Annotated in this window: 12 protein-coding genes and 1 pseudogene; 7 read left to right on the top strand and 6 right to left on the bottom strand. The window is 71.1% G+C overall.

The window, feature by feature from the left end; all coding sequences use genetic code 11:
• From A5700_RS26530 to A5700_RS05715, 3 genes and pseudogenes are all read left to right on the top strand, one after another.
• Positions 1 to 240, top strand: a pseudogene (locus tag A5700_RS26530) (hypothetical protein); the annotation flags it as partial.
• Between the two features lie 39 nt (positions 241 to 279).
• Positions 280 to 1,191, top strand: coding sequence for a LysR family transcriptional regulator (locus A5700_RS05720; protein WP_068070282.1), 912 nt, complete (start codon positions 280 to 282; stop codon positions 1,189 to 1,191).
• Between the two features lie 126 nt (positions 1,192 to 1,317).
• Positions 1,318 to 2,487, top strand: coding sequence for an NAD-dependent formate dehydrogenase (locus tag A5700_RS05715; protein WP_068070281.1), 1,170 nt, complete (start codon positions 1,318 to 1,320; stop codon positions 2,485 to 2,487).
• Positions 2,488 to 2,498: 11 nt separating this feature from the next.
• Here A5700_RS05715 and A5700_RS05710 read toward each other — a convergent pair whose 3' ends face one another.
• The 4 genes from A5700_RS05710 to A5700_RS05695 all read right to left on the bottom strand — a co-directional run bounded on the left by A5700_RS05710 (position 2,499) and on the right by A5700_RS05695 (position 8,832).
• Positions 2,499 to 3,953 (bottom strand): lipase maturation factor family protein, encoded by a 1,455-nt coding sequence (locus A5700_RS05710; protein ID WP_068070280.1) that lies wholly within the window; start codon positions 3,951 to 3,953, stop codon positions 2,499 to 2,501.
• Positions 3,954 to 4,026: 73 nt separating this feature from the next.
• Complete coding sequence (locus tag A5700_RS05705) at positions 4,027 to 8,280, bottom strand: DUF3367 domain-containing protein (protein WP_197504144.1); 4,254 nt, start codon at positions 8,278 to 8,280, stop codon at positions 4,027 to 4,029.
• Positions 8,281 to 8,344: 64 nt separating this feature from the next.
• A complete protein-coding gene (locus tag A5700_RS05700; RefSeq protein ID WP_007769006.1) occupies positions 8,345 to 8,518 on the bottom strand; it encodes a DUF2613 domain-containing protein in 174 nt (57 codons plus the stop codon).
• A gap of 110 nt (positions 8,519 to 8,628) precedes the next feature.
• Positions 8,629 to 8,832 (bottom strand): DUF2613 domain-containing protein, encoded by a 204-nt coding sequence (locus tag A5700_RS05695; RefSeq protein WP_068204519.1) that lies wholly within the window; start codon positions 8,830 to 8,832, stop codon positions 8,629 to 8,631.
• A gap of 109 nt (positions 8,833 to 8,941) precedes the next feature.
• Between A5700_RS05695 and A5700_RS05690 the strand changes: the two genes are divergently transcribed.
• From A5700_RS05690 to A5700_RS05680, 3 genes are all read left to right on the top strand, one after another.
• Positions 8,942 to 10,090: a glycoside hydrolase family 3 N-terminal domain-containing protein gene (locus A5700_RS05690; protein ID WP_068070277.1), complete on the top strand. Its 1,149-nt coding sequence runs from the start codon at positions 8,942 to 8,944 to the stop codon at positions 10,088 to 10,090.
• 72 nt (positions 10,091 to 10,162) lie between these two features.
• Positions 10,163 to 10,798: a TetR/AcrR family transcriptional regulator gene (locus A5700_RS05685; RefSeq protein ID WP_068070276.1), complete on the top strand. Its 636-nt coding sequence runs from the start codon at positions 10,163 to 10,165 to the stop codon at positions 10,796 to 10,798.
• Between the two features lie 21 nt (positions 10,799 to 10,819).
• Positions 10,820 to 12,082 (top strand): chloride channel protein, encoded by a 1,263-nt coding sequence (locus tag A5700_RS05680; RefSeq protein ID WP_068070275.1) that lies wholly within the window; start codon positions 10,820 to 10,822, stop codon positions 12,080 to 12,082.
• Here the strand turns inward: A5700_RS05680 and A5700_RS05675 are convergent.
• Entirely contained in the window at positions 12,079 to 12,921 is an 843-nt protein-coding gene (locus A5700_RS05675; RefSeq protein ID WP_068070274.1) for a MaoC/PaaZ C-terminal domain-containing protein, read from the bottom strand. The genes A5700_RS05680 and A5700_RS05675 overlap by 4 nt on opposite strands.
• 19 nt (positions 12,922 to 12,940) lie before the next feature.
• The gene (locus tag A5700_RS05670; RefSeq protein WP_068070273.1) at positions 12,941 to 14,305 is read right to left on the bottom strand and encodes a 3-oxoacyl-ACP reductase; all 1,365 of its coding nucleotides are present in this window, start codon (positions 14,303 to 14,305) and stop codon (positions 12,941 to 12,943) included.
• A gap of 220 nt (positions 14,306 to 14,525) precedes the next feature.
• Between A5700_RS05670 and A5700_RS05665 the strand changes: the two genes are divergently transcribed.
• On the top strand, positions 14,526 to 15,872 hold the full coding sequence (locus A5700_RS05665; RefSeq protein WP_068070272.1) for an acetyl-CoA C-acetyltransferase: 1,347 nt from the start codon (positions 14,526 to 14,528) through the stop codon (positions 15,870 to 15,872).
• The last annotated feature ends 239 nt before the right edge of the window (positions 15,873 to 16,111 follow it).

The following is a 16,111-nucleotide window of genomic DNA, read 5'->3' as shown; positions in this document are numbered from 1 at the left end:
GTCACCGACTACGCCCACACCCACCGCACCGACATCGACGACCTCACCTTCGCCTGCGGACCCCACCACCGCCTCCTGCAACCCGGCGGCTGGACCACCCGCAAAAACCCCCACGGCGACACCGAATGGATCCCCCCACCGGACCTCGACCGCGGCCAACCCCGCACCAACACCTACCACCACCCCGGAAAACTGTTGCCCACCAACGACAATGACGAGGAAGGCAGCGAAGCGCCCTAGCGGCAGCCGAGCCGCGGCCGGCCCGTGGTCGAATAGGCCATGCTGTTCCGCCAGCTGGAGTACTTCGTGGCCCTCGCGCAGGAGCGTCACTTCGCGCGGGCAGCCAGCGCGTGTTACGTGTCGCAGCCGGCGCTGTCGGAGGCGATCCGCAAACTCGAGCAGGAACTCAAGGTTCCCCTAGTCCGGCGTGGGCAGAAGTTCGAAGGCCTCACACCGGAAGGCGAGCGGCTGGTGCCCTGGGCGCGTCGCATCCTGGCCGACCGCGACGCCCTGAAGCAGGAAGTCGCGGCCCTGCACACAGGGCTCACCGGCGAGCTCCGGCTCGGAGTGGTTCCCGCGGCGTCGACAACGGTTGCGCTGCTGACGGATCCGTTCTGCGCCGCGCATCCGCTGGTCCGCGTGCAACTCGAGGTCAATTTGCGGTCGGCGGGCATCGTCGACAGGGTCCGCCGCTTCGAGTTGGACGCCGGCATCCTCTACCCCGACCAGCAGGACACCGCCGACCTGCTCGTCACCCCGCTGTATCACGAACATCCCGTACTCATCGCCGCGCCCGAACTGCTCGGTGCCCATGACGAGACCATCGCCTGGGCCGACGTCGTGCGACTGCCGTTGTGCCTCCTCACCGACGGCATGCGGGGGCGCCGCGTCATCGACGAGGCCCTCGCCACCCAGGGCCTCGAGGTAACCCCACAGCTGGAGACCGACTCGGTGGTGGCGTTGCTCGCGCACGTCCGCACCGGCCGGTGGGCCAGCATCGTCCCGCAACCCTGGATCCAAACCCTGGGCGTACCCGCGGGAGTCAGCGTGCTGCGGTTGCGAAGCCCGTCCGTCACGGCGCTCATCGCGCTGGTGACGAATCGCGCCGAACCGGGCTCCTTGCTGACCCGCGCGCTGCGGCAGACCGCGCTCGACGCCCGCATCGGCGCCGCGCTCAACGAACCCTCATAACCCACCGCTGTCTGCGGTGATCGGTGCCGCCTATCGGCCGGTCGGAACAGTGTCTTGGACGGCCACCTGACCCCGTCACCAGACTGAAAGTGGTTGTGAATCAACGACGGAGCGAGGAGAGGCTCAATGGCCAAGTGTGTGATGGTGCTCTATCCGGACCCGGTGACCGGGTACCCTCCCGAGTACGCCCGCGACAGCGTCCCGGCCATCGCCGGCTATCCCGACGGCAGCACCGTGCCGAGCCCCGCGGCCATCGACTTCACCCCCGGTGAATTGCTCGGCTGCGTCTCCGGCGCGCTGGGCCTGCGGAAGTTCTTCGAAGACGGCGGTCACGAGCTGGTGATCACCTCGGACAAGGAAGGCCCGGATTCGGAGTTCGAGCGGGCGCTGCACGACGCCGAAATCGTGATCTCGCAACCCTTCTGGCCCGCATACCTCACCAAGGAACGCATCGCCAAGGCCCCCAATCTCAAGCTGGCGTTGGCCGCCGGCATCGGCTCGGACCACGTCGACCTGGACGCGGCGCAGGAACGCGGGATCACCGTCGCCGAGGTCACCTACAGCAACAGCATCAGCGTGGCCGAGCACACGGTGCTGCAGATCCTCGCGCTGGTGCGCAACTTCGTGCCCTCGCACCGATGGGCGACCGAGGGTGGCTGGAACATCGCCGATTGCGTGCAGCGCGCCTACGACCTCGAGGGCATGGACGTCGGGCTGATCGCCGCCGGCCGGATCGGGCGTGCTGTGTTGCGCCGGTTGGCGCCCTTCGGCGTCAACCTGCACTACACCGACACGCGCCGGCTCTCGCCGGAAGTGGAGCGGGAACTCAACGTGACGTTCCACCCCGACGTCGAATCGCTCGTCCGGGCCGTCGACATCGTCTCGATCCACTCTCCGCTCTACGAGGCCACGCGCCAGATGTTCAACGAGAAGCTGCTGGCGACCATGCGGCGCGGCTCCTACATCGTCAACACCGCGCGCGGTGAGGAGACCGTGCCGGAAGCGATTGCGGCTGCCCTGCGCAGCGGCCAGCTCGCCGGATACGCCGGCGATGTGTGGTACCCGCAGCCGCCTCCGCCCGACCACCCCTGGCGCACCATGCCGAACAACGCGATGACGCCCCATGTTTCGGGCACGACGCTGTCCGCGCAGGCGCGCTACGCCGCGGGCACCCGCGAGATCCTGGAATGCTGGTTCGCGGGCCGACCCATCCGCCCCGAATACCTGATTGTGGAGGGCGGCCAGCTGGCGGGTACCGGGGCGCAGTCGTACCAAAGGGTCGCCCAAAACGCCTGATGTCGTTGTGCTCAGCCGTGCCGGATTGTCGCCGCGGGCAAGGACACCGGTGGGACGTAGGTGCCGATCAGGTCGCGGTGCCACCAGGTGCCCTCGCGGCGCAGTTCGGACGGCGTGGTGAAGCGGTAGCGGTACAGCTGCGCGCGGACGTGGCGCGGCGGCGCGTCCGGGAACGGATTGCGCCGCAACAGCTTCAACGTCGCGGGGTCGTTGTGCAACAGCCGCCGCAGGAACGGCAGCAGCCATGGCTGCGCGTATCCCGGTGACAGGGCGGCGAACCACATCAGCCAGTCCAGGCGCAGGTGGTACGGCGCCCACTGACGTGGGAGTCGGCGTACCGACCCCGGTTTGCCCTTGAATTCGTATTCCCCCCAGACCGTGCGGTCGGTCAGGTCCGCGTCGGCGGTGCCCTCGATCACCACCTCGTGACGGATGCGTCCGACGCTGCCGAACGCCCCGTACGTGTTTACCAGATGAAAGGCATTGAAGGACATGTTCATCCGCTGTCGCGAGGAGAGCATGTTGCGCACCGGCCAGTAGTTGAGCACCAGCACCGCCGCCGCGACCGCGGCCACCAGCGCGGCCAACCACGTCGGCGCTACCGGCCACACCGGCTGCGCGAGGTGCACCGACCCGGGCAGCACCGCATTGACCGACGCGTCGTCGATGGCGCTGCAAGCCAGCAGGATCGTCACCCAGTTGAGCCACGCGAAGTTGCCCGAGGCGACCAGCCACAGCTGGGTGACCGCGATGATCGCCGCCGCCACGCTGGCCACGGGTTGCGGCGCGAACAAGCCGAACGGCACCACGAGTTGCGACAAGTGGTTACCCGCCGCCTCGATGCGGTGCAGCGGCTTGGGCAGGTGGTGGAAGAACCAGCTGAGCGGCCCGGGCATCGGCTGCGTCTCGTGGTGGTAGTACAGGCAGGTCAAATCGCGCCAGCACGCGTCGCCGCGCAACTTGATCAGGCCCGCCCCGAATTCGACGCGGAACAGCAGCAACCGCACCATCCAGAGCGTCAGCACGGGCGGCGCGACGTCGCCGTTGCCCAAGAAGATCATCAAGAATCCGGTCTCCAGCAGCAGCGACTCCCAGCCAAAGGCGTACCACGTCTGCCCCACGTTGACGATCGACAGGTACAGCGCCCACAGCGTCAGCCACATGCCCATCGACACCGCAAGCGGCACCGCGTCGGCCGCGCCGGCGACCATGGCCGCCGACAACGCCGCGCCGCACCAGGCGACGGTCGCGAACAGCCGATCGCTGTAGTGCACCTGAAACAGGCTCGGCGCCCGCCAAAACGACTGCGTCGCCAGGAATCGTGGCACGGGCAGGATGCCGTCGCGGCCGATCAGCGCCCGGAATTGCGTGGCGGCGGCGACGAACGCCAGCAGGTAGACCACCGCGACGCCGCGCTGGAGCACCAGCCTGCCCAGCCAGTACTCCGGCGCGGACAACCAGGTCATGGCCGGGCCTCCTTGGTGGATCGGCGCTGTCATCCACTCGCATATCCAATGCCGCCGCCGGTAAACCGGCCGGTTACCGGTCCGGCGACGCCGCGCCGGGATCGGCCGCCGCGTCGTGCGGGACGACGGCGCGGGCGGCCACGGCAGCCAGCGACAGCAGCGCCAACAGCTGCACCGTCGCCGAGTGACCGGCGTAGCCGTCGACGGACCGCCAGGGCTGCCGCGACAGCGCGGCGCCGGCCAGGATCAGGCCCGCGGCGCTGACCACGAGGGTGGCCCGGTCCACGCGGTGGCCGCGCCGCCAATACCGCACGGCCAGCGCGCCACCGACCACGGCGGCCCCGGCCACGCCGGCGATCACCGCGGCGGCGCCCACGGCCGCGACCGCGGCCCAGGCGCCGGGCCGCCACGGTCGCGCCGGCGCTGGCATGGGGTCGTCTCCCTTGCGACGGGTGCGCCAGAACGCCAGCAGGGTCAGCAGAGGCAGCAGCGCCAGGCCGACCGCCAGGCCGGCGCGGTAGAGCCCGTTGGAGGCGAAGGTCAGCGTGATGGTGCCCGGGTCGCCCGCCGGGACCACCCAGCCCTGCTGCCATCCGTTGACCGCCACCGGCGTCAGCCGGGCGCCCGCGCTGGTGCGCGCCACCCAGCCGGGGTTGCTGCTTTCCGGGATCACCAGCACCCGGGAGGTGGGCGACGGCCCGGCCCGCACCACGCGCCGGGCGGGGCCCCACTCCTGCCACGTGGGAACCACCGCGCCAGAATGTATTTCGCTAACGGAAGGGGTGGACAGCTCGACACCGTCGACGACGAACTGGGCACCGGGGCTGATCAACAGCTCCTGCTTGCCCGCGGGCAACGCGATCGGGTCCCGCTCGCAGGGCACCGCCGCGACGGGGTCGCCGTCGAGCAGGGCGCCTGCGGTGGTGTGGATCGAGGTGTGCAGGAAGCGGCCGGCAACGGCGATTACCGGGCCCTGCACTGGTCCGTCACAGCCGAGGTCCACCCGGCGAAGGCGGTTGCGGGCGGCGTCGATCGGCGCGATCGGGGCGCCGTCGGCGCCGAGCACCGCCACCTCGGCCAGCCCCGGCGGCTTGAGCTGATCGAACCCCAACGCGTTGCGGTCGATGATGTCTTCCCAGTCGAGCAAGCTGATGGTCACGGTGTCGGTCAGCCGCGGGCGCACGGGCACCGTTTGGGGGCTGCCGTCGCGATCGGCCGGTAGCGGCGCGACCTGCGGGCCGTCGCCGAGGTTGACGGCGACCATGGTGGGGTGGGCGGGCAGCACCGACCTGCTGGGCGCCAACCGCAGCGCCGACACCACGGTGGGGTGCGGCAGGGTGAGTGTCAGCGTGGGTGGTGTCTTGTGCTGCACCACCCGCTGCGGCGCCGTCCACGCGGTGGACGGATCGCCGTCCGTCGCCGCGTAGGCCGATCCGAGGACGTCGATGAGGTCCGAGTCCCCTTGTGCGCGAACGGTGTTGGGTTCGGCGATCAGGTCGGCGAGCTTCGGGCCCTGACGGGGTCGCACCCACAACACCGGGGTCACCGACGTCGGTGCCGGGACGGTCAGCGTTCGGCTGAAGTTCACCGGTTCCTCGGCCGTCAACGCCATCGACGACGCGCACCGCACCCCGTCGGGCGCCGGGGCGCAGCCGGGCCTGCCGAGCAGTTCCGATCCCAGGTCCCAGCGGGCGACGGCGGAACCCGTTGGGGGGCCGGGCACTTCGACGGTGTGCCGCAGATCGACGTGGTGTGCGAACCCGGACGCGTCGAACTGGGTGATCGCCAGGTCGGTGATGCCGAACTGCACGCCCGGTGAGCCGTCGTCGGTGGCGGCGGCGGTGATCCGCACCCACGGCGTCTCGCCGTAGGGCAACGCCGCGACGAGCGGTTTGCCCGGCTCGTCGAAGCGCAACGTGGTGCTGCCCGTGGCGGTTTCGACGAGGATGCGGCGCACCTGGGCCCCGACGGCCGTCGCGCTGGGTGTCAGGGTGATCGCAGCGTTGGTCACCGGATGGTCGAAATCGATGCGCAGCCACTGCCCGACGGCCGACTGCAGCGAGTTGGACACCCACGCCGTGGCGGGGTCCCCGTCGACGGCCGCCGTCGGGGCGGTCGCCGGCGCGACGTCGGGCATCGCGGTGGAGTCCGACGACGAACTCGACACCGTGATGCGGCCGCCCGTCCAGGCGCCGTTGACGGGATCCGCGCCGGGCACCGGGTAGTCGGGCACCCGGTTGTAGGTGTGCCGCGCGTCGCCGGGCGAGCGGACGGCCGACGAATGTTGGTCCACCCGGCCGTAATCGGTCTCACGCGCCACCGGGGTGTCGGTCACCGTCACCGCCGGCGCCGGCAGGTCGGCGCCACGCGCGTCGGCCGTCAACAGCACCGGGCCCAGGGATGCCCGGCCAAGCAGTCGGCGGCGCTCGTCGAGGCGCAACAGCACTTCCGGCCCGCCGTCGACCCGCGTCAGCGCGTCGGTGTCCACGAGATACGGCGCGCCGGGATTGCGGCTGTCGGGGGGTTCGACGGCGTAGATCTCCACCGCCGGGAAGCGCGGCCGCAACCCGCTGTCGGTGACGAAACCCGCCAGCGTCCCGGGCCCGACCGGGTCGCCGAACTGCGCCACCTTCCGCAGCCCCGGCGAGCCCTCGACGGCGCGGTGCACCAGGATCGGGCGGGCCGAGCGCGACGTGTCCGGATCCAGGTCGTTGCGCACCGCGAGATACGAAATGCCTTGGCGGGCAAGAGTATCGGCGAGCCCAGGCGACGGGCGTCCCGCCGCGAACAAACGTTGCACCGAATCCAGGGCGCGGATGGTCTGCGGCGGGGTCAGCGGGATCGAATCGCGCACCCCCCAGGGGCTGTCGCCGAGGACCTGCAACGGCTCGTCGTGGCTGGTGCCCCACACCTGGGTGGCGAACGGGGCCCCGGGAACCACCAGCACCCGGCCGGGCTGCGGCGTCGCCTTGTTGTGCTCGGTGAGCCAGTCGGCGGCGTCCTGCCAGTACCGCGGGATCGCGGTGAACGTGCCGGGCGGGGTCAGCCGGCCCGTCCAGGCCAGCGACGTGCTGACCCCCAGCGCGGTCAGGATGACGACAACCACCGCCACCCGTTTGTCCCGCTCGGGGTGGGCGAACGCCCGCAGCCACGCCATCGTCGGGCCCGCACCGGGCAGCGGGACGCGACCCAGCAGCTGCGCCAGGCCCAACACGATGGGGATCCTGATCACCGATTCGAGCTTGTGCACGTTGCGCAGCGGCGCGCCGGCGGCGTCCAGGAAATACTGCACCTGGTGGGCCACCGGCGAGCCCAGCCCGCCGCTGTAGCCCGCGGCCAGCAACGCCACTCCCAGCATCAGCATGGTCACCAACCGCCCACGGGCGGGCATGCCGCCGCTGGCCAGGCCGGCCAACCCGGCCGCCGCGACCAGGCAGGTGCCCAGGACGGCGGCCGACCCCGTCACCGACGGCGAACCCGCCGTGGCGGTCGGGGCGACGAAGGGCGTCCAACTGTCGGTGCCGCGCAGGGTCTCGACCAGCGACGACCACTGCGTGGTCACCCCGGAGGACTCGATGAAGTCGAGGAACGGCGGGCTGATCGTGCGCAGCATCGCCAACGCCACCACCCACCACAGCGTCGCCAGCAACAGCGACACCAGCCACCAGCCGGTGTAGCGCCACCACAACCGGTTAGGCCGGTGGCACGCCCACCAGATGACCGCGGGCAGGCAGCCGGCCAGCGTGGCGATCGCGTTGACCGCGCCCATCAACGCCACGGCCAGCCCGGCCCGGCCGGCGAACCCGCGCACCGACCTGGTGGTCGACCCCTGCAGCGCCAGGATGGTCGGCAGCAGCACCCAGGGCGCGAGCATCATCGGCAGGGTCTCCGAGGATATCGACCCGAGCGTGGTGAGCACCCGCGGCGAGAACGCGAACGCGGCGGCGGCGATCACCCGGGCGGGCGTGCTGCCGATCCGCAACGCCTCGGCGACCCGCAGCAGGCCCCAGAAGCCGGCGGTGAGCAGCAAAGCCCACCACAGGCGCTGCGTCACCCACCCCGGCATGCCCACGGCGTGGCCCGCCAGGAAGAAGGCGCCGTGCGGAAACAGATACCCGTAGGCCTGGTTCTGGGCCTGCCCGAACGGCAGCTCGCTGTTCCACAGGTTCGTCGCCCGGGCGAGGAACCGCAGCGGATTCGCGGTGAGGTCGAGCTTGGTGTCGGGGGAGATCCGGCCGGGAGACTGCGCGAACGTCAGCACGCAGGCGATCGCCCCGACCAGCCACAGGCACCGTCGCGGCAGGGGCGCAGCCGTGGAACCCGAGATCGGCGCCGACCCCGCCCGCGGCCGTGAAGAGTGTGGCGGTGATCCGCTGCGCCCGGCCTGGCCGCTAGCTACGGTTGCCGTACTCGACCCGGTTGAGCACTGACGACTGCGGATCGCCCCCGGGAAGTGGCGGCTTCGTGTCCTGCTGCACCATCAACGTGATCCCGAAGATCGCGGCCGCGCCCAGCAGCAGACCAACCACCACGCTCGCGGCGGCGGGCGCAACGATCCGGTTCATCGACGGCTCCTCGGGCTTGCGGTGCGGGCGGTGGACTTTCAGGGGCCTTCGAAGGGAAGGCCATCTCGCCTCAACCTAGCAGAACGGCGGCGGGCCGCCCGGCCCGCGCGTCACCAGTGCAGACAGTGCCCGTGGATGCACCGGTCGCCGTACTGCACCACGCTGGGGCCGGCCGGCCGCGGCGCGCTCTGCGCCGGCGCGGGGCCGTGGTCTGCGTAGCTCTCCGCGGCCAGCGTGACCCCGAAGGTCGCGGCGACCCCCAACACCAGCCCCGCCGCGACACTGGCCGTAGCGGCCAGGGTGAAACCGGCCATCGCGGGCTCCTCCCTGCCAGCCGTTGAACTCGCTGGCCCCCTGATCAGCAACGTACCGCTGATCCCCCCTGGCGCCGGGAACGAAACGCACGCCTGACAGCATGGCCCGATGGCATTCTCGCGCGCCCTGGCGGTGCTCGCCGCCGCGACGGGCTTGCTGGCGGGCTTGACAGGCTGCGGGCACCACGCGCGGCCACCCGCGTCGTCGGCCCCGTCGAGCAGGCCGGCTGCCGCGCCGGCGCCCCCGGCTTGCGGCGACCTGGGCGCGCTGCCGCTGCGCGACAAGCTGGCCCAACTGCTGATGGTGGGCGTGAAGAACGCCGACGACGCGCGCGCCGTCGTCACCGGCCAGCACGTCGGCGGCATCTTCATCGGCAGCTGGACGGACCTGTCGCTGTTCAACGGGCCGCTGGCCGACATCGCGGCCAAGGCGGGGCCGCTACCGCTGGCCGTCAGCGTCGACGAAGAGGGCGGCCGGGTGTCGCGGCTGAAGTCGCTGATCGGGGCGGCGCCCTCGGCGCGGCAGCTCGCGCAGACCCAAACGCCCGCACAGGTGCACGACCTGGCGGCGGCCCGCGCCAAGAAGATGCGTGACCTGGGCATCACCGTCGATTTCGCCCCGGTCGTCGACGTCAGCGACGAACCCGACGACAGCGTCATCGGCGACCGCTCGTTCGGCAACGACCCGCAGCAGGTCACCGAGTACGCCGGCGCCTACGCGCAGGGCCTGCGCGACGGGGGGCTGCTGCCGGTGCTCAAACACTTCCCCGGTCACGGCCACGGCTCGGGTGACTCGCACACCGGCGGCGTCGTGACGCCGCCGCTGAGCGCCCTGCAGGGCAGCGACCTGGTGCCCTACCGGACGCTGGTGAAGGCCACGCCGGTCGCGGTCATGGTCGGCCACCTGCAGGTCCCGGAACTCACCGGCACCGACCCGGCCAGCCTGAGCCCCAAGGCCGTGCAGCTGCTGCGCGACGGCGTCGGTTACGGCGGCCCACCGTTCACCGGGCCGGTGTTCAGTGACGACCTGTCCAGCATGGCCGCGATCTCCGACCGGTTCGGGGTCGCCGAGGCGGTGCTGCGCACCCTGCAGGCCGGCACGGATATCGCGCTGTGGGTCACCACCGACGAGGTGCCCGCCGTTTTGGACCGGCTGCAGCAGGCGGTCGCCGCGGGCGACCTGTCGGCCCAGCGGGTCGACGAGTCCCTCGGCCGGGTGGCGGCGATGAAGGGTCGCAGCCCCGCCTGCGGCCACTAGCGCGCCGGTCGCGCGGCCGGTGGACGCTCATCGGGTCGCTTACCCTGGAGTCAGTTGGACGGAAGGTAAGCGATGGCGGGTGGTACCAAGCGGTTACCGCGCGCTGTCCGCGAGCAGCAGATGCTCGACGCCGCCGTGCAGATGTTCTCGGTCAACGGCTACCACGAGACCTCGATGGACGCGATCGCCGCCGAGGCCGAGATCTCCAAGCCGATGCTCTACCTGTACTACGGCTCCAAGGAGGACCTGTTCGGCGCCTGCCTGAACCGGGAGCTCAGCCGCTTCATCGACGCGGTACGCGCTGACATCGACTTCACTCAGAGCCCAAAAGAGTTGCTGCGCAACGCCATTGTGTCGTTCATGCGTTACATCGACGCCAACCGGGCGTCCTGGATCGTGATGTACACCCAGGCCACCAGCTCGCAGACCTTCGCGCATGTGGTGCGCGAGGGGCGCGAGCAGATCATCGAACTGGTCGCGGGACTGGTCCGCGCCGGCAGCCGCGCCCCGCGCTCCGAGCGCGAACACGAGATGATGGCCGTCGCGCTGGTGGGCGCCGGTGAGGCGACGGCCAACCGGCTCAGCACCGGGGACGTCGACGTCGACGAGGCGGCCGAGTGGATGATCCACCTGTTCTGGCACGGGTTGCGGGGCGCGCCGGGCGAGCGGGATGCCGCGGCGGCGCGCCACGACAAAACCGGCGCCTAGCCCTACATTCGTGGGGTGGCTGTGTCGCCCGTACCCGCTCGCCACCCCGCCCCCAACAGCCTCGACTTCTTCGCCGCCGCGATCGTCGTCGGCCTGCTGGCCGGCGTCGCGGGCGTCGCGACGACGGTCGTGTTGCGTCTGGTGCAGCACGCCACCTACCACTATCAATTCGGTGCGATGTTGGCCGGTGTCGCCGCCAGCGGCCTGGTGCGGCGCACCGTCGGCCCGATGATCGGAGGCGCGCTCGCGGGAGCCGGCTGGTGGCTGCTGCGACGCCGCGTGGACGTCCCGCCCCTGGCGGGCACCATCATGGGCCGCGAGCGCGTCCCCCGGCTGCCTTGGAGCCTCGACGCCCTGCTGCAGGTGCTCCTCGTCGGCTCCGGGGCTTCCCTGGGGCGGGAGGGGGCGCCGCGCCAGTTGGCCGCGGCGCTGGGCGATGCGGGGACGGGTTGGCTACGGCGGTTGTCCGACGACGACCGCAGGACGCTGCTGGCCTGCGCGGCCGGCGCCGGCCTCGGCGCGGTGTACGCCGTGCCGCTGGCGGGCGCCCTGTTCGCCGTGCGCATCCTGCTGCAGACCTGGCAGCCGCGGGCGGTCGGGGCGGCGTTGCTGTCCTCCGGCCTGGCCGTCGCCGTGGGCTCGGCCGTCACCCGCGACGAGCCCAACCTGCACTGGCCCGTGGGTGAGTCGACGTACCTGTTGACCGCGCACGGGCTGCTGCTGGCGCCCGTGACGCTGCTGGTGGGCCTGGCGTTCAACCGGTTGATGGCGGTCGCGCGGCCGCGTGCGGCCATGCGCGGCTGGCTGCTGGTTCCGGCGCTGGCCGGCGCGGGCCTGGTGACGGGCTTGTGCTCCTACCGGTGGCCGGAGCTGCCCGGCAACGGGCGCAGCATCCTGACCGTGAGCCTGGCCAGCGGCATGACGCTGGTCTCCGCGCTCGCCATTCTGGCGCTCAAACCGCTGCTGACCGCGTTGTTCCTGCGCGCCGGCGGGGCCGGCGGCTTGCTCACGCCGTCACTGGCCACGGGCGCGGCCGCCGGGGCGGCGCTGGTGCTGACGATCAACTGGGCCACCGGCACCGACCTGCACGTGCCGGCGGTGTCGCTGGCCGGCGCGGCCGGCGTGCTGGCGGTGACGCAGGGCTCACCGATCTGGGCGGCCATCTTCGTCTGGGAGCTCGCGCGGCCCCCGCTGTGGCTGTTTCTGCTGTTCCTGCTGACCGCGACCAGCGCCCACGGCATGCGAGTCCTTATCGCGGGCGGCGGCCGGACGCACGCCGGCTAGAGGCCCCGCACCGTGCCGGTCACGTGCGGGTAGCCCTTGGCGATATTGCGCAGCGTCAGGTCCCAGCCGTCGTGGCGCTCCTCGATGTAGAGCCCCGTGGTCGCGGGCAGGATGACCGGCTTGCCGAACCGCACCGAGTACCGCACCGCGTCGGGCAGTCGTGCTTCGATATTCGCCAAAATGGCCGCCGCGCTGAACATCCCGTGCGCGATCACCGTCGGGAAGCCAAACAGCTTGGCCGCGATCGCATTGGTGTGGATGGGGTTGTGATCCCCTCCGACCGCGGCGTAGCGGCGGATCTGCGCGGGCGTGATGCGCAGCACGGTGCCCGGCGGCGGCAGCTTGGGCTGTTTCTGAGGCGGCGGTTTCGGCTCGTCGGACAGGCTGGTGCGCTGCTGGTGCAGGAACGTCGTCACCTGATGCCACGCGGTGTCGTTGCCGACGTTGACGTCGGTGACCAGGTCCACCAGCAGGCCCTTGCGGTGCTCCCGCAGGTTCTCGGCGTGCACGCGCACCCCGACGGTGTCGGTCACTGCGATCGGGCGGTACTGCGTGATGTGGTTCTCGACATGTACCGAACCCATTGCGGCGAACGGAAAGTCGAACCCGGTCACCAGCGACATCAGCGCGGGGAACGTCAACGCGAACGGGTAGGTCAGCGGAACGTGATTGCCGTACCGCAATCCGGTGACCGCCGCGTATTCGGCCACGTTCGTACGGTCGATGGGTAGCTCCTCGACGGTGACCGTGCGGTTGGGCAGGTCGGTGCCGCGGGACACCACGGGCAGCGCGCCGGCTGCCGCGCGCAGCATGTTCTTCAGGCCGCTTGGCTGGTTCATGGCGTACTCCTCGGGTTCGTCAGGCGCCCAGCATCGCCTGGCCGCAGACGCGGATGACGTTGCCGGTCACCGCGTTCGACGCGGGGCTGGCGAAATAGGCGATGGTCTCCGCCACGTCCACCGGCTGGCCGCCCTGCAGCAGCGAGTTCAGCCGCCGGCCGACCTCCCGGGTGGCCAGCGGGATGGCCGCCGTCATCTGCGTCTCGATGAAGCCCGGCGCGACGGCGTTGATGGTGATGCCCTTGTCGTAAAGCTCCGGCGCCAGCGCCTGCGTCAGGCCGATCATGCCGGCCTTGGTGGTGGCGTAGTTGGTTTGCCCGCGGTTGCCGGCGATCCCGGCCATCGACGACAGGCCGATAACCCGGCCGCCCTCGCCCAGGGTGCCGTTGCCCACCAGCCCCTCGGTGAGGTGCAACGGCGCCAGCAGGTTGACGGCCAGCACCGAGTCCCAGCGCGCCTCGTCCATGTTGGCCAACAGCTTGTCGCGGGTGATGCCGGCGTTGTTGACCAGGATGTCGGCGCGCCCGCCGTGGTGCTCGCGCAGGTGCTCGGTGATCTTGTCCACCGCGTCTGGCGCGGTGACGTCGAGCCACAGCGCGGTGCCCCCCACCCGGCTCGCGGTCTCGGCCAGGGCCTCGGCCGCCGACTCGACGTCGATCGCGACCACGCGGGCGCCGTCGCGGGCGAACACCTCCGCGATGGTCGCCCCGATGCCGCGGGCGGCGCCCGTGACGATCGCGACCTTGCCGTCCAGCGGCCGGTCCCAGTCCGCCGGGGGAGTGGCGTCCGCCGCGCCGATGTAGAACACCTGACCGTCGACGTACGCCGACTTCGCCGACAGGATGAACCGCAGCGTCGATTCCAGGCCGGTCGCGGCGGGCTTGGCGTCGGGCGACAAGTACACCAGCGCCACCGTGGCGCCGTTGCGGAGCTCCTTGCCCAGCGAGCGGGTGAAACCCTCCAGGGCCCGCTGCGCGATGCGTTCCTCGGGGCTCGCGGCGGCGTCGGGCGTGGTGCCGATGACGGCCACCCGCCCGGAGTGCCCGAGGTTGCGCAGCAGCGGCGTGAAGAACTCGTAGAGCCCCTTGAGGCCTTCGGGGGTGGTGATCCCGGTGGCGTCGTAGACCAGCCCGCCGAACCGGTCGGCCCAGCGACCGCCCAGGTTGTTGCCCACCAAGTCGTAGTCATCGGCCAGCGCCGCCCGCAGCGGCTCGGCCACCCGGCCCTCGCCGCCGATCAGCAGCGAGCCGGCCAGCGGCGGATCCCCCGCCCGGTAGCGGCGCAGCTGTTCGGGCTGCGGGAGGCCGAGCTGCTTGGCCAGGAACGAGCCGGGACCGGAGTTGACGATCTGGGAGAACAAATCGGACGAAGCCTTGGGAGCCACCGGAGCTACCTTCCCTGTTCTGTCTGGATGTCTGTCTGAGGTGTCTGTCTGAGGTGCGGCGGATCAGCGTGGGTCGGCGGTGCGAAAGGTGTGCGAACGGGGTATGTCAGAGAACGCACGCCTAGCACCACCGTATCGAGGACGAACTTACTTCAGAGTAAGAACAGTGAGTAGTATGGCCCCAGACGGCCAGTCCCGAAACCGATGACCGGAGAGAAACGTGGCTCCTGCAAGTTCTGCGGCAAACACCCCGGCTAGTCAACGGGCGACAGCTCCCAGGCGGCCGGTGGCCGTGCTGGGCGGCAACCGCATCCCGTTCGCCAGGTCCGACGGCGCCTACGCCGAAGCGTCCAACCAGGACATGTTCACCGCCGCCCTGGGCGGTCTGGTCGACCGCTTCGGGCTCGACGGCGAGCGGTTGGGAATGGTTGTCGGCGGCGCCGTGCTCAAGCACAGCCGTGATTTCAACCTCACCCGCGAATGCGTGCTCGGTTCCGCCCTGTCGTCCTACACGCCGGCGTTCGACCTGCAGCAGGCCTGCGGCACCGGGCTGCAGGCGGCGGTGGTCGCCGCCGAGGGCATCGCGGCCGGCCGCTATGACGTGGCCGCGGCCGGCGGCGTGGACACCACCTCCGACGCGCCGATCGGGCTGGGCGACAACCTGCGCCGCACCCTGTTGAAGCTGCGCCGCGCCAAGTCGAACGTGCAGCGCCTCAAGCTGGTCGGCACGCTGCCGGCCACGCTAGGCGTGGAGATCCCCGTCAACAGCGAGCCGCGCACCGGGCTGTCCATGGGGGAGCACCAGGCGCTGACCGCTAAGCAGATGGGCATCAAGCGCGTCGACCAAGACGAGCTCGCCGCGGCGAGCCACCGCAACATGGCCGCCGCCTATGAGCGGGGCTTTTTCGACGACCTGGTCACCCCGTTCCTCGGGCTCTACCGCGACGACAACCTGCGGCCGGACTCCTCGGCGGAGAAGCTGGCCAAGCTGCGCCCGGTGTTCGGCGTCAAGGCCGGCGACGCGACGATGACGGCCGGCAACTCGACTCCGTTGACGGACGGCGCCTCGGTGGCGCTGCTGGCCAGCGAGGACTGGGCCGAGGCCCACTCGCTGACGCCGCTGGCCTATCTGATCGACGCCGAGACCGCCGCCGTGGATTACGTGAACGGCCGTGACGGCCTGCTGATGGCGCCCACCTACGCGGTCCCGCGGCTGCTTGCCCGCAACGGCCTGAGCCTGCAGGACTTCGACTTCTACGAGATTCACGAGGCGTTCGCGTCGGTCGTGCTCGCCCATCTGCAGGCGTGGGAATCCGAGGAGTACTGCAAGGAGCGCTTGGGCCTGGACGCCGCGCTGGGGTCCATCGACCGCTCCAAGCTCAACGTCAACGGGTCGTCGTTGGCCGCCGGGCACCCGTTCGCCGCCACCGGCGGACGGATCTTGGCCCAGGCCGCCAAGCAGCTCGCGCAGAAGAAGAGCGAACAGACCGGCGGTAAGCCCGTACGCGCGCTGATCTCGATTTGCGCGGCCGGCGGCCAGGGCGTGGCCGCCATCCTGGAAGCCTGAGCACGGGAGCGATTCAGCCGTGAAGCAATTCGGTCACAGCGGATTAGCCGCCCCGAGGGCGGGGTATCCGTAGTGCCGGATGGCCCCGTGTTGCGGTCTGACCCCCCGACCCCGACGGCAACACGGGGCATTCCTGGTTCGACCGTCTGTCATCCGCGAGGCAGGCGCACGAAAAGGGCCGCCGCTGGAACGAGGGGATCCAGCGGCGGCCTTTTGCACGCGCGGGCCGTCCCGCCCGC

This window comes from Mycobacterium sp. E1214 (assembly GCF_001666755.1).
Classification (GTDB): domain Bacteria; phylum Actinomycetota; class Actinomycetes; order Mycobacteriales; family Mycobacteriaceae; genus Mycobacterium.
The sequence above is the reverse complement of the archived record's forward strand: the minus strand, read 5'-3'. Positions and strand labels throughout refer to the sequence as shown.